Origin of the sequence: Roseovarius nubinhibens ISM, from assembly GCF_000152625.1 — a bacterium.
GTDB classification, from domain to species: domain Bacteria; phylum Pseudomonadota; class Alphaproteobacteria; order Rhodobacterales; family Rhodobacteraceae; genus Roseovarius; species Roseovarius nubinhibens.
Genome location: NZ_CH724156.1, coordinates 1164775 through 1178467 on the forward strand (window position 1 = coordinate 1164775; position 13693 = coordinate 1178467).

11 protein-coding genes and 1 riboswitch are annotated in these 13693 nt (G+C 63.7%); of the genes, 1 reads left to right on the forward strand and 10 read right to left on the reverse strand.

The window, feature by feature from the left end; translation table 11 throughout:
- Positions 1-2 precede the first annotated feature (2 nt).
- The 5 genes from ISM_RS05685 to ISM_RS05705 form a co-directional block, all read right to left on the reverse strand.
- Positions 3-953: a GlxA family transcriptional regulator gene (locus ISM_RS05685; protein WP_009813168.1), complete on the reverse strand. Its 951-nt coding sequence runs from the start codon at positions 951-953 to the stop codon at positions 3-5.
- A 332-nt stretch (positions 954-1285) separates the two neighbouring features.
- Positions 1286-4135 carry an aminomethyl-transferring glycine dehydrogenase gene (gcvP, locus tag ISM_RS05690; protein WP_009813169.1) on the reverse strand — a complete coding sequence of 950 codons (2850 nt, stop codon included), beginning with the start codon at positions 4133-4135 and terminating at the stop codon, positions 1286-1288.
- A 95-nt stretch (positions 4136-4230) separates the two neighbouring features.
- Positions 4231-4590, reverse strand: a complete 360-nt coding sequence (gene gcvH, locus ISM_RS05695) for a glycine cleavage system protein GcvH (protein ID WP_009813170.1) — start codon at positions 4588-4590, stop codon at positions 4231-4233.
- Positions 4591-4611: 21 nt separating this feature from the next.
- Complete coding sequence (gene gcvT / locus ISM_RS05700) at positions 4612-5736, reverse strand: glycine cleavage system aminomethyltransferase GcvT (protein WP_009813171.1); 1125 nt, start codon at positions 5734-5736, stop codon at positions 4612-4614.
- Between the two features lie 170 nt (positions 5737-5906).
- Positions 5907-5992, reverse strand: a riboswitch (glycine riboswitch).
- Between the two features lie 61 nt (positions 5993-6053).
- A complete protein-coding gene (locus ISM_RS05705; protein ID WP_009813172.1) occupies positions 6054-6836 on the reverse strand; it encodes an SDR family NAD(P)-dependent oxidoreductase in 783 nt (260 codons plus the stop codon).
- 90 nt (positions 6837-6926) lie between these two features.
- Here ISM_RS05705 and ISM_RS05710 point away from each other — a divergent pair, with 90 nt between their 5' ends.
- Complete coding sequence (locus ISM_RS05710) at positions 6927-7508, forward strand: gamma-glutamylcyclotransferase family protein (protein ID WP_009813173.1); 582 nt, start codon at positions 6927-6929, stop codon at positions 7506-7508.
- Here ISM_RS05710 and gltX read toward each other — a convergent pair.
- From gltX to ISM_RS05735, 5 genes are all read right to left on the reverse strand, one after another.
- Entirely contained in the window at positions 7505-8830 is a 1326-nt protein-coding gene (gltX, locus tag ISM_RS05715; protein WP_009813174.1) for a glutamate--tRNA ligase, read from the reverse strand. The genes ISM_RS05710 and gltX overlap by 4 nt on opposite strands.
- Positions 8831-9010: 180 nt before the next feature.
- Positions 9011-10654, reverse strand: coding sequence for a chaperonin GroEL (gene groL, locus ISM_RS05720; protein WP_009813175.1), 1644 nt, complete (start codon positions 10652-10654; stop codon positions 9011-9013).
- 68 nt (positions 10655-10722) lie between these two features.
- Positions 10723-11010, reverse strand: a complete 288-nt coding sequence (locus ISM_RS05725; protein ID WP_009813176.1) for a co-chaperone GroES — start codon at positions 11008-11010, stop codon at positions 10723-10725.
- Between the two features lie 157 nt (positions 11011-11167).
- Positions 11168-12061 carry a CobW family GTP-binding protein gene (locus tag ISM_RS05730; RefSeq protein ID WP_009813177.1) on the reverse strand — a complete coding sequence of 298 codons (894 nt, stop codon included), beginning with the start codon at positions 12059-12061 and terminating at the stop codon, positions 11168-11170.
- The gene (locus ISM_RS05735) at positions 12058-13686 is read right to left on the reverse strand and encodes an amidohydrolase (RefSeq protein WP_009813178.1); all 1629 of its coding nucleotides are present in this window, start codon (positions 13684-13686) and stop codon (positions 12058-12060) included. Before ISM_RS05735 ends, ISM_RS05730 begins: the two co-directional genes overlap by 4 nt.
- Between the last annotated feature and the right edge of the window lie 7 nt (positions 13687-13693).

Below are 13693 nucleotides of genomic sequence, written 5' to 3' on the forward strand. Positions count from 1 at the left end.
GTTCAGGTCAGCCGCGACCGCTGTTCGCCCGGCGACACCCCAAAGGACCCGCGATAGACCCGCGCGAAATGGGTGACGGATTTGAACCCCGCCGCCATCGCCACCTCGGTCACGCTGCATTCACTCTGGATGAGCAGGTTGCGCGCCTTGTTGAGCCGCAGTTCGAGGTAATATTTGCTCGGCGAACAGTTGAGATAGCGCCCAAAGAGCCGCTCGAGCTGCCGCGTCGAAATCCCCACTTCCCCGGCGATATCCGAGGTGTGGCGCGGGTCTTCGATCGCCTCGCCCATCAGGCCAATCGCCCGCGCCAGATGCGGGTTGCGCATCCCGTGCCGCGCCTGAAGCGACGCCTTCTGCTCGGCGCTGGCCTCGCGCACCCCGCTATAGACCATCTGATCGGCGATCTCATTGGCCAACCCCTGACCATGGGTCTCGCCAATGAGATGCAGGATGAGATCCGCCGGCGCGGTGCCCCCCGAGGCGGTGATGAATTTCTCATCCGCCACAAAGACATTGCGCACCACCGACACATCGGGAAACTCTTCCATGAAACTGTCGTGATATTCCCAATGCACCGCCGCCCGACAGCCATCGAGGAACCCGGCATGGGCGAGCACATAGGCCGCCGAACACATGCCCCCGATCCGCGCCCCATGCGACCGCTCGCGGCGCAGTGCATTGATCAGACCCGGGGTGATATGTTTCCAGGTGTTGAGCCCCGACATCACAAAGAGCCGGTCGGATTTCACCCGATCCTCGAAACTGTAGTCAACGATGCTGGTGACCCCGTTCGAGGCGCGCACCGTTTCGCCATTCTCTGACGCGAGCTTCCATTCATAGAGAGGCTTGCCGCTCAGATGATTGGCCAGCCGCAAGGGCTCGACCGCGCAGGAGAACGGCATATGGGTGAAATCTTCGATCAGATAGAAGAGATAGGTTTCCGTCTTGGTCATCGCCCGGGGACCTCGGCCTTGCGCGCTTGGTGGACAGTTCTGTACAGTCCGCGCGCGAAAACGCAAAGAGAAAATGTCGCTCCATTTACCCTTACGCGCAGGCCCGGAACAAGGCCGCAGGCCGCCGGGCCAGCGCCTGCCCGTCCCGGCGGGCTGGCGCTTTGCCCAATCTCGCGCATTCAGGCCAAGCCGGAGGAATGAGGAGGGATAAAGCGCCTCACCGAGATCGCGGGATGCGCCACCCCACGGGCAGGCGCCGCCCCTCTCCCCCAGACATAAAAAACGCCCCGGCATCCCACCGGGGCGTTCTCGTCATCGGTATCGCGCGGCGCTTACTCCGCCGCCTCGGCATACTCCTCCATCGGCGGGCAGGTGCAGACGAGGTTGCGGTCGCCATAGACATTGTCCACCCGGTTCACCGGCGGCCAATATTTGTCGACCCGGAACGCCCCGGCCGGGAAACAGGCCTGTTCGCGGCTATAGGGCCGGTCCCATTCGCCCACCAGATCCTCGACCGTATGCGGCGCGTGTTTGAGCGGGTTGTTCGCCGCGTCGATCCGGCCTTCCTCGATGTCGCGGATCTCCTCGCGGATCGCCAGCATCGCATCGCAGAACCGGTCGAGCTCGGCCTTGGTCTCGCTCTCGGTCGGCTCGACCATCAGCGTCCCGGGCACCGGAAAGGACATGGTCGGCGCGTGGAACCCGTTGTCGATAAGACGCTTGGCAATGTCATCGACCGTGACACCGGCGCTCTCTTCAAAGGGCCGCGTGTCGATGATGCACTCATGCGCCACCCGGTCATTGCGCCCGCGATAGAGCACCTCATAGGCCCCTTCGAGCCGCTTCGCGATATAGTTCGCGTTGAGGATCGCCACCCGCGTCGCCTGGGTGAGACCTTCGCCCCCCATCAACAGCGTATAGGCCCAGCTGATCGGCAGGATCGAGGGCGAGCCGAACGGCGCCGCCGACACCGGCCCTTCGCCGCCCCCGGTCGAGGGATGCCCCGGCAGATAGGGCGCCAGATGCGCCTTGACGCCAATCGGCCCCATGCCGGGACCACCGCCGCCATGCGGGATGCAGAAGGTCTTGTGCAGGTTGAGATGGCTCACATCGCCGCCAATATCGCCGGGCCGGGCGAGCCCCACCATGGCGTTCATATTGGCCCCGTCGATATAGACCTGACCGCCATGCTCATGGGTGATCGCGGTGATCTCCTTCACATGTTCCTCGAACACGCCATGGGTCGACGGATAGGTGATCATCGTGCCAGCCAGCGTCTCGGCATATTGCTCGGCCTTGGCGCGGAAATCGGCAAGATCGATATCCCCGGTTTCGGCGGATTTGACCGGCACCACCTTCCAGCCCACCATCTGCGCGCTCGCCGGGTTGGTGCCATGGGCCGACATCGGGATGAGGCAGACATTGCGGTGCCCCTCGCCCTGCGCCCGGTGATAGGCGGCAATGGTCAAGAGACCGGCATATTCGCCCTGCGCCCCCGAATTGGGCTGCATCGAGATCGCGTCATAGCCGGTGATCTCGCAGAGCTTGGCGCTCAGATCGTCGATCATCACCTTATAGCCCTCGGCCTGATCGACCGGGCAATAGGGATGGAGCCGCGAAAACTCGCGCCAGCTCACCGGCATCATTTCGGCGGCCGAGTTGAGCTTCATCGTGCAGCTGCCAAGCGGGATCATCGCCCGATCCAGCGCCAGATCGCGATCCGCCAGCCGCCGCATATAGCGCATCATCTCGGTTTCCGCCCGGTTCATGTGGAAAATCGGATGGGTGAGATAGGCGCTGGTCCGGTGCATGTTTTCCGGCACGCGGTATTCGGGGGTGAAATCCTCATCCGCCCGGGTGATGCCAAAGGCCCGCCAGACCGCTTCGATATTCTTCGGCCGCGTCGCCTCGTCGAGGGAAATGCCGACCCGGCTCTCGCCGACACGACGCAGGTTGATCCCCTCGTCCACCGCCGATTTCAGAACCGCCGCCTGCAGCGGCCCAACATCCACGGTGATCGTGTCAAAGAACACCTGCGGATCGACCTTGAACCCCGCCTCTTCGAGCCCCTTGGCCAGCCGCACCGTCTTGCGATGGATGCGCTGCGCAATGGCCTTGAGCCCCTTCGGCCCGTGGAACACCGCATACATCGACGCCATCACCGCCAAGAGCGCCTGCGCCGTGCAGACATTCGACATCGCCTTCTCGCGGCGGATATGCTGCTCGCGGGTCTGCAGCGACAGCCGGTAGGCCCGGTTGCCATGGGCGTCGATACTGACCCCGATGATCCGCCCCGGCATCGACCGCTTATAGGCATCCTTGCAGGCCATATAGGCCGCGTGCGGCCCCCCATAGCCCATCGGCACGCCAAACCGCTGGGTCGAGCCGACAGCAATATCCGCCCCCATCTCGCCTGGCTCCTTGAGCAGGGTGAGCGCCAGCGGATCCGCCGACATCACCGCAATCGCCTTATGCTCATGCAGGGCCGCGATGTAATCAGTGAAATCGCGCACATGGCCATAGGTGCCCGGATACTGGAAAATCGCGCCGAACACTTCGGACGCCTCCATCTTGTCCGGGTTGCCGACGATCACCTCGATGCCGAGCGGCTCGGCCCGTGTCTGGATCACCGCGATATTCTGCGGATGACAGTCGCGGTCGACGAAAAACGCCTTGGCCTTCGATTTCGACACCCGCTGCGCCATGGTCATCGCCTCGGCACAGGCCGTCGCCTCGTCAAGCAGCGAGGCATTCGCCACTTCGAGCCCGGTGAGATCGGAAATCATCGTCTGGAAGTTCAACAGCGCCTCGAGCCGCCCCTGGCTGATCTCCGGCTGATAGGGCGTATAGGCCGTGTACCACGCCGGGTTCTCGAGGATGTTGCGCTGGATCGCGGGCGGCGTCACCGTCCCGTAATAGCCCTGACCGATCATGTTCACCATGACCTTGTTCTTCGACGCGGTGAGCCGCATGAAATGCATGAGCTCGCGCTCGGACTTGGGCTTGCCGAAATTGAGAGGCACCTCCTGCCGGATGGATTTCGGCACGGTCTGATCGATCAGATCGTCGAGATCCCCGGCCCCCACCACCTGCAGCATCTCCTGCATTTCCTCGGGCGACGGCCCGATATGGCGGCGGTTGGCGAAATCATAAGGAAGATAGTCGGTGGGTTCGAATGCCATGACGGACTCCGGTCTGCGGACGGGGGCCACTTGGCCCGCACCGCCCTGAAAACTCTTGAGAGAGCGGGGCCACGAGCGCGGCCCCGCCAGCGGGATCAGCCGATAAAGGCCTTGTAGGCGGCTTCATCCATCATGTCGTCCATCTGCGACGGGTCCGACGCCTTGATCTTGAAGAACCACGCATCGCCCAGCGGATCGTCATTGACCTTGGCCGGCTCATCGGCGAGCACGCTGTTCACCTCGACGATCTCGCCATCGATGGGGGCGAGGATATCCGACGCCGCCTTGACGGATTCGATCACCACGACCTCGTCATCCTTGGCCACTTCGGTGCCTTCCTCGGGCAGCTCGACAAAGACCACATCGCCAAGCTGCTCTGCCGCATGCTCGGTGATGCCGACGACGATAAGCCCGTCTTCCTCGCGCAGCCATTCATGTTCTTCTGTGAATTTCATCTTGGGGTCTCCCTCGTTGGATCAGCGTTTGAAATTGGCCGGGGTAAAGGGCAGCGCCGCGACCGTGACGGGCTGGCGCTTGCCGCGCACATCGCCAAAGAGCTGCGTACCCTCTGCGCTGACATCTTTGGGCACATAGCCCATCGACATCGGCGCTTCGATTGTGGGGCCGAATGCGCCGGAGGTCACGCGCCCAATTGGCGTGCCGCCCTCGGCCTCGGCATAAAGTTCGGTGCCCTCGCGCATCGGCGCCCGCCCCTCGGGGCGAAGCCCGACCCGGTGCCGCGCCGCCCCATCAGAGAGCTCGGCGAGAATACGCTCGGCCCCCGGAAAACCACCTTCCCGCGCGCCACCCGCGCGGCGCAGCTTCTGGATGGCCCAGGTGAGACGCGCCTCGACCGGGCTCGTCTCTTCGTCAATGTCATGCCCATAGAGGCACAGCCCCGCCTCGAGCCGCAGACTGTCCCGCGCCCCAAGACCGATCGGCTCCACCGCCTCATGGCTTAGCAGCGCCCGGGCAAATTCCTCGGCCTCGCTCGCGGGCACGGAAATCTCATAGCCATCCTCGCCGGTATAGCCCGACCGCGAAATCCACAGCTCGCCATACTCCGACGCCATGATCGCCACATCCATGAACCGCATATCCGCCACGCCCGGCACCAGCGCCTCGAGCACCGCCTCGGCCTTTGGCCCCTGCAGCGCGAGCAGCGCGCGGTCGCTGATCTCTTCGACCTCACAGCCCGTCAGATGGGCGCGCATATGGGCAATATCGGCCTCCTTGCAGGCCGCATTCACCACCACAAAGAGATGATCGCCGCGATTGGCGAGCATCAGATCATCCATGATCCCGCCCGCCTCATTGGTGAAAAACCCATAGCGCTGCCGCCCAGAGGCCAGCCCCGCGACATCCACCGGCACCAGGCTCTCGAGCGCCAGCGCCGCCGCCTCGACCCCATCGGGATGGCGCAGGATCACCTGCCCCATATGGCTCACATCAAAAAGCCCCGCCTCGGCGCGGCAATGCAGATGTTCCTTCATCACGCCGAGCTTGTATTGCACCGGCATGTCATAGCCCGCGAAAGGCACCATCTTGGCGCCCAACTCGCGGTGCAATGCGTTCAATGGGGTGACCCGCAGATCGCTCATGGCATTCTCCCAACCTCTGGCCGGGGCGATGTTCCTTGTGGGAAATCAGACCGGCACCGTTCTCGCGCCCGGTCCTACGACCTGCGCCACGATGCCCCCTCTGTCCTTTCGCCTGAGATCGCTATCCCTTCGGCGGCGCGGGCTGATCCGCGCACTCTCCAGAGTTCCTCGATATCGAAGCGGTCCTTTGGCCTGAGAGTTTCCGGGGCGGTTGCTCCTTCGGCACCGGCATGGCCGGTTCTCCCGTTTCGATATCTGTATGCTTTAGTATGCGGGCCGAGTCGCGGCAAGTGATTTTCCGAGGCAGGTCCCCCCTCTCACCGCGCGCCCAGCGTCGCGCCGCCATCAATGACCAATGTTTCCATGGTGATATGCCGCGCCAGATCCGACAGCAGGAAAAGCGTAAGATCGGCCACATCCTCGGGCGCCGCCACCCGGCCCAGCGGAATGCCGAGCCGCCACAGATCCGGGTCGCCCTTGATCAGCCGCTCCGGTTCGGCGGCATAGCTCGTGGCCCCGGAGGCGAGCATCGGCGTGTCCGTCGTCCCCGGCGCCACCACATTCGCCCGGATGCCATGCTGCGCCAGCTCGAGCCCCAGCGACCTTGTGGCATGACCGATCCCCGCCTTGGACGCCGGATAGCTGCCGAGCCCCATGCGCGGCGTCGTGCCCGAGTTCGACCCGATGGTGACAATGCTGCCGCCCGCCCCACCGGCGATCATCCGCAGCGCCACTTCGCGCAGCGCCAAAAGCGTGGCGGTAAAGTTGATCTCGATCACCTCGCGGATGTCCTCTTCGCTCGACGAGAGCAGCGACACGGGCCGCAAAATCCCCGCCGCCGCCACGTGATAGCGCAGCGGCCCATGGGCATTTTCCGCACTGTCGAGATACTGTCGTAATACCGACAGGTTACCGATGTCGCATTCTGCCTCGAAAACCCGATCTTTCGGCACGCCGGCCTCTTCGGCGAGACCCGCCAATTTGCCCCCGTTGCGGCCCAGAGCCATCACCGTGGCCCCCGCTCCGAGCAGCCTGAGCGCGATGCTCCGCCCGATCCCCTGCCCCGCTCCCGTGACCAATGCCAGCCCGCTGAGTTCCATATCCGCCCCCCTGATTTTGGGCCAATCTGAACGGTCGCAAGCCCCCCCTGTCAAGCTTGCATTGCCGCCCCGCAGCGGCGACAAGAGGCCATGACAGAACAGCAGCTTTCCGACCATCACGCCTATTTCTTCGGCTACGGCAGCCTGGTGAACCGGGCCACCCATCACTTCTCCGACGCCCATCGCGCCCAGCTCCGCGGCTGGCGCAGATCCTGGGTCCCCACGACCCTGCGCGAGGTGGCCTTTCTGACCGTAACCCCTGATGAATATTGTGAAATTGACGGTCTGATCGCCGCTGTCCCGGCCGATGACTGGGCCGCGCTGGACGAACGCGAACGCGCCTATGACCGCGTTCCAGCGAGCCATCAGGTCGCCCATGACCTGACCCATACGGCCGAGATCGCGGTCTATTCCGTGCCCGCCCGCAACGCCCGCGCGACGGGCGAGACAAGCATTTTGCTAAGCTATCTCGATGTGGTGGTGCAGGGCTATCTGACCGAGTTCGGCGAGGCCGGCGTGGCGCGGTTTTTCGCGACCACCGATGGCTGGGACACGCCCATCCTCGACGACCGCGCCGCGCCGCTCTACCCGCGCCATCAATTGCTGACCCCGGCCGAACGCGCCCTGACCGATCACCACCTCGCCACGCTCAACGCCCGGCTGATCGCCTAGCCCCGCGCCCGGATCACCTGCAGCAGCGGCAAAAACTGCGCCATATCCGGCCCATGCGCCTGCCCCGTCAACGCCTTACGCAGCGGCATGAACAGCCCCCGCCCCTTGCGCCCGGTGGCCTCTTTGACGGCGCTCGTCCACTGACCCCAGGTCTCGGTGTCGAACGGGCCTTCGGGCATCAACCCCATGGCCTGGCTGACAAATTCCCGGTCCTCTTCGTCGATCACCGGCTCGGCCCCGTCGCGGCAAAGCACCCACCAGGCGTCAAGATCCTTGAGCGTGGTGATGTTCTCGCGGGTCACCGCCCAGAACTGCGGCGCGAGCTCTTCGGGCACGCCCGTGGCCAACACCGTCTCACGCACCGTCTCATAGGGCAGCGACTGCAAATGCCGCGCGGTCAGCGGATAGAGATCCTCGGCATCGAACTTGGTCGGCGCCGAACCAAAGCGCGAAATGTCGAACCCTTCGACCAACTCACCAAGCTCGCCGCGAACCTCGACCGGGTCGGACGAGCCCAGCCGCGCCATCAGGCTCAAAAGCGCCATCGGCTCGACCCCGGCCGCCCGCAGATCGCGCAGCGACAACGTCCCAAGTCGCTTCGACAGCGACTCGCCCTGCGGCCCGGTGAGCAGCGAGTGATGCGCAAACTGCGGCACCGAGCCACCAAGCGCCTCGATGATCTGGATCTGCGTCGCCGTGTTGGTCACATGGTCCGACCCGCGCACCACATGGGTCACGCCCATCTCGGTGTCATCCACCACCGAGGCCAGCGTATAGAGAACCTGCCCATCGCCCCGGATCAGCACCGGGTCACTGACGCTCGCCGCGTCGATGGAAATATCGCCAAGAATGCCATCGGTCCACTCGATCCGCTCCTGATCAAGCTTGAACCGCCAGACGCCATTGCCCCGCTCGGCCCGCAGCGCCGATTTCTCGTCTTCCGACAGCGCGAGCGCCGCGCGGTCATAGACCGGCGGCTTGCCCATGTTGAGCTGTTTCTTGCGCTTCAGGTCGAGTTCTGTCGGGGTCTCGAACGCCTCGTAGAACCGCCCCATCTCGCGCAGCTTGTCCGCCGCCTCGGCATAGCGGTCGAGCCGCTCGGACTGCCGCTCGACCCGGTCCCAGGTCAGGCCCAGCCACTCGAGGTCCTGCTTGATCGCGTCGACATATTCTTCTTTCGACCGCTCCGGGTCGGTGTCGTCGATCCGCAGGATGAACGTCCCGCCCGATTTGCGGGCGATGAGATAGTTCATCAACGCGGTGCGCAGGTTGCCCACATGGATATAGCCGGTGGGCGACGGGGCGAAACGGGTGACGGTCATGACAGATGCTCCAATGCTTGCGCGGGCTTTGTCACAGCTCGGGTGATTTGTCCAGAAATGGCGGCCCTGCCGTGGGGCAACGGGCCTCTTTCTGGTGACAAATACCCATCTCTGAGACTGGCCCCAAACGAAAAGGGGCCGCCCGAAGGCGACCCCGATCATCCAACAGGATGGCGTGACTTACATCATGCCGCCCATGCCGCCCATGTCGGGCATGCCGCCACCGGCGCCTGCGCCTTCTTTGGCGGGCTTGTCAGCAACCATCGCTTCGGTGGTGATCAGCAGGCCAGCAACCGAAGACGCATCTTCGAGCGCGGTGCGCACCACTTTGGCGGGGTCGATTACGCCGAACTTGAACATGTCGCCATATTCTTCGGTCTGGGCGTTGAAGCCAAAGCTCAGGTCCGAGCTTTCGCGGACCTTGCCGGCAACCACGGCACCGTCAACACCGGCGTTCTCGGCGATCTGACGCAGCGGCGCCTCGATGGCGCGACGCACGATGGCGATACCAGCGTTCTGGTCGGCATTGGCGCCTTCCAGACCGTCGAGCGATTTGCCGGCCTGAACCAGAGCAACACCACCACCCACAACAACGCCTTCTTGAACGGCTGCGCGGGTTGCGTTCAGAGCGTCATCAACACGGTCTTTGCGCTCTTTCACTTCGACTTCGGTCATGCCGCCGACGCGGATCACGGCAACACCGCCGGCCAGTTTGGCCACGCGCTCTTGCAGCTTCTCACGGTCGTAGTCGCTGGTGGTTTCTTCGATCTGGTTGCGGATCTGAGCGACGCGCGCTTCGATCTCGGCCTTCTCGCCGGCACCGTCAACGATGGTGGTCTCGTCTTTGGTGATCTGGATTTTCTTGGCCGTGCCAAGCATATCCATGGTCACCGACTCGAGCTTCATGCCGAGGTCTTCCGAGATCACCTGACCACCGGTCAGGATCGCGATGTCCTGCAGCATTGCCTTGCGACGATCGCCAAAGCCCGGAGCTTTGACAGCAGCGATCTTCAGGCCGCCGCGCAGCTTGTTGACCACGAGGGTCGCCAGCGCTTCGCCTTCCACGTCTTCTGCGATGATCAGCAGCGGCTTTTGCGACTGGATCACTTGCTCGAGCAGCGGAACCATCGGCTGCAGCGACGAGAGTTTCTTCTCGTGCAGCAGGATCATGCAGTCTTCGAGCTCTGCAGTCATCTTGTCGGCGTTGGTCACGAAATAGGGCGACAGGTAGCCGCGGTCGAACTGCATGCCTTCGACGACATCGGTCTCGGTCTCGAGGCCTTTGTTCTCTTCGACGGTGATCACGCCTTCGTTGCCGACTTTTTGCATCGCGTCGGCGATTTGACGGCCGATTTCAGCTTCGCCATTGGCGGAGATGGTGCCGACCTGTGCGACTTCGTCGCTGTCGGTCACGTCGCGGGCCGCAGCTTTGATCGCTTCGACGACTTTCGAGGTCGCCATGTCGATGCCGCGCTTGAGGTCCATCGGGTTCAGACCCGCTGCAACCTGCTTGAGACCTTCCTTGACGATGGCTTGCGCCAGAACCGTCGCGGTGGTGGTGCCGTCGCCGGCCTCGTCATTGGTGCGCGAGGCGACTTCTTTCACCATTTGCGCGCCCATGTTCTCGAACTTGTCTTCCAGTTCGATTTCCTTGGCAACCGACACACCATCTTTGGTGATGCGCGGGGCGCCAAAGCTCTTGTCGAGCACAACGTTACGGCCTTTGGGGCCCAGGGTGACCTTGACCGCATCGGCCAGGATGTTCACGCCGCGCAGCATTTTGTTGCGGGCATCGGTATCGAATTTGACGTCTTTAGCAGCCATATCTCGATTTCCTTCGAATTAGCGTTTCAATTGGTGCGCGGTCCAGCCCCGCACCGGAGAGGCGGTGATCAGGCCATTACGCCCAGAATGTCGCTCTCTTTCATGATCAGCAGCTCTTCGCCGTCGATCGTGATCTCGGTGCCCGACCATTTGCCGAACAGCACGCGATCACCGGCTTTCACAGCCATCTCGATCAGCTCGCCGCTGTCTTTGCGGGCGCCGTCGCCACAAGCAACAACTTCGCCTTCGCTGGGTTTTTCCTTGGCGCTGTCGGGGATGATCAGCCCGCCAGAAGTTTTCTCTTCGCTTTCAACGCGGCGAACAAGCACGCGGTCATGCAGCGGTTTAAATGCCATCTTCGAGGCTCCTTAGGCTCAAAGTTACTCCCTATGGCCCGGATCCGGGCCGTTAGCACTCAGTCCCTCCGAGTGCTAACGGCGTATAGCTAGGGAGTCCGCAAATGTGAGTCAACAGAGTTCGCATGAATTTTTGGCGTCAATTCGCGCGATACCCTCAGGCGGGGTCCGCGTGGCCCCCGTTTACCTGCCACCACAGGTCACAGGCCTCGCTGGTCAGCGCGCCGTGCAGCCCGATGGCCACCACGCCCGGCGTTACATCGCCCGCCCTGCGGCGCAGTTCAACCTGTTGGCCCACCACCTGCACTTCCCAAAACCCCTCGGGCGCAGGCAGAAACCCCTTGAGCCGAAACACCGCCTCGGGGCGCCGTGCGAGTAGATCGCGCAGATCGTCGCGCGACAGGACCCTCTCAGTCGTCCCGTGCCAGCGCGTATAGGCCGGATGCCCGGTGCTCTCGCCTCTGTCCAACCGATGCGGGTGCCGGTCAAGCAGCAGCCGCAGCGCCAGATCATTGTCGGTCAAAAGCGGCGGACGGCCGCTCAGCCCCTGCAACCTCTCGGCCAAGGCGGGCGGCAAACTGTCTGCCTTGGAGACCAGAACCATGTCGGCGCAGGCGACCTGCCCGGCAATCTGTGGCGCGATGAGCGGGTCAGCATGGAGCCTCTCGAACTCCTGCGCATCGACCACCGTGACAATCCCGGCATAGCTCAGATCCGGCTCGCTCTGGGCCACGCGGGCGATGCGCGCGGGATCAGCGATGCCGCTGGCCTCGATCACCAGATGATCCGGCCGCGGCGCCCGGTCGAGCACCTTGCCCACCGCTTGAAAAAGATCCGCCCCCATGGTGCAGCACACACAGCCATTGGTCAGCGTGAGCGTATCCTCATCGGCACTTTGCAAAAGCTCGGCATCGATATTGATCGCCCCGAAATCATTGACCAGCACCACGATGCGAAGCCCGTGATCCGCCGCCAGAAGACGGTTGATCAGCGTCGTCTTGCCCGCGCCCAGATACCCGCCAATGACCGTCAGCGGCAGTCGTTCCGTCACAGCAGATGCACCTCGCCCCCCAAGACCGTGCCATGCACTGGCACATCCTTGAGCGCCTCGGGCGCGAGCATCAGCGGGTCATCGCCCAGCACCGCGAAATCGGCCCGTTTGCCACATTCTATACTCCCGATCTCGTCGTCCATCTTGAGCGTCTGCGCCGCGCCGAGCGTGATCGCATAGAGCGCCTCGGCGACGCTGATCCGCTGCGCCGCGCCAAGCACCCGGCCCGATCCCGTCAACCGGTTGACCGCACACCAGGCGGTAAAAAGCGGCCCCAAGGGCGTCACTGGCGCGTCCGAATGCACCGCCACATTGAGCCCCGCATCAAGCGCGCTGCGGCAGGCATCCATCCGCCGGGCGCGATCCTCGCCGATGGTCAGCGCCGCATGTTGGTCGCCGAAATACCAGATGTGATTGGCAAAGATGTTGACGCTCAGCCCCAGCTCGCGGCAGCGGCGGAACTGGTCCGGTCCCATCATTTGGCAATGCTGCAGCACATGGCGATGCCCCGGCCAGGAGGCCTTGCGCGCCGCCGCCTCGATGGCGTCCAGAACCACCTCAGAGGCCTCATCGCCATTGACATGGATATGCATATGCACACCCTCGCGATGCATCACCTCGCAGAGCTCGAAAATCTGCTCGGGCGCGAGGTTCCAGATGCCATTGGGCTGGCCACCGACATAGCCGGGCCATTTGACCCGCGCCGTCCAGCCCTGGATCGAGCCATCGGTCATCAGCTTGACCGCCCCAAGACGCAGCCGATCCGTCGAATGCGCCCGCAAAGCCTTGGCCCGCGCCGCGATGTTTTCGGCTGTGTCACCCACAGCGCCCATCACCGGCACCACGCGCAGCGGATAGCCCGGCTCTGAGGTGACGCGCACCATCCGGGCCACATCCTCGTCTTCGAGCGTGGCAAAGAGGTCGGTCATCGTGGTCACGCCCTCGCGCCGTGCCACATCGCCAAAACGGCGGATGACCTCGTCCTTGCGGCCCAGATCGGAAAAATCGATGCCAAGACGGCGCATCACCGGGAACATCGCCGCCATTTCCTGCAACTCGCCCGTGGGCTCACCGCTCGCATCCCGAAGCACGCCTTCGACATTCGTGTCGCGGTCATATTGCGCGAGTTCCAGCGCCTTGCTGTTGGCACAGAGCAGGTGGAAGTTGGAAAAGATGATCGCAATCGGTCGGTCGCGGCTGATCTCGTCGAGATGCGAGCGGTTGAGCCGCTCGCTCGTCAGAAAGATCGGATCGAACCCCCAGCCGACAATCGGCGCGCCCTCGGGCAGTGTCGCGGCATAATCCTTGAGCCCCGCCACCACCTCCTCGATCGTCTGGCGCCCCGGCCAGAGCCTGCCATCCGGGTCGGTCCGGTCGTGATAGCCGCAATAGGCATAGCTCCACATGGCGCTTGCCATAATATGGGCGTGACCTTCGACAAAACCGGGAGTCAGAACCTTGTCGGCAAGGCTCCGGTCATGGCGGCCACCGCCCCATTGATCCGCGCAGGCCGCATCGCCCACCGCGAGGATATAGCCATCGCGCACCGCCACATGGGTGGCCTCGGGCCGGTTCGGGTCCATGGTGAGGATCTTGCGCGCCTCGAAAACGGTTATCTCGGTCATGGTCTCT

Coding starts and splice junctions, on each gene's coding strand:
- groL (WP_009813175.1), bottom strand. CDS start 10,654: ATGGCTGCTAAAGACGTCAAATTCGATACCGATGCCCGCAACAAAATG.
- ISM_RS05710 (WP_009813173.1), top strand. CDS start 6,927: ATGACAGAACAGCAGCTTTCCGACCATCACGCCTATTTCTTCGGCTAC.
- ISM_RS05705 (WP_009813172.1), bottom strand. CDS start 6,836: ATGGAACTCAGCGGGCTGGCATTGGTCACGGGAGCGGGGCAGGGGATC.
- gcvP (WP_009813169.1), bottom strand. CDS start 4,135: ATGGCATTCGAACCCACCGACTATCTTCCTTATGATTTCGCCAACCGC.
- ISM_RS05735 (WP_009813178.1), bottom strand. CDS start 13,686: ATGACCGAGATAACCGTTTTCGAGGCGCGCAAGATCCTCACCATGGAC.
- ISM_RS05685 (WP_009813168.1), bottom strand. CDS start 953: ATGACCAAGACGGAAACCTATCTCTTCTATCTGATCGAAGATTTCACC.
- gcvT (WP_009813171.1), bottom strand. CDS start 5,736: ATGAGCGATCTGCGGGTCACCCCATTGAACGCATTGCACCGCGAGTTG.
- gcvH (WP_009813170.1), bottom strand. CDS start 4,590: ATGAAATTCACAGAAGAACATGAATGGCTGCGCGAGGAAGACGGGCTT.
- ISM_RS05725 (WP_009813176.1), bottom strand. CDS start 11,010: ATGGCATTTAAACCGCTGCATGACCGCGTGCTTGTTCGCCGCGTTGAA.
- gltX (WP_009813174.1), bottom strand. CDS start 8,830: ATGACCGTCACCCGTTTCGCCCCGTCGCCCACCGGCTATATCCATGTG.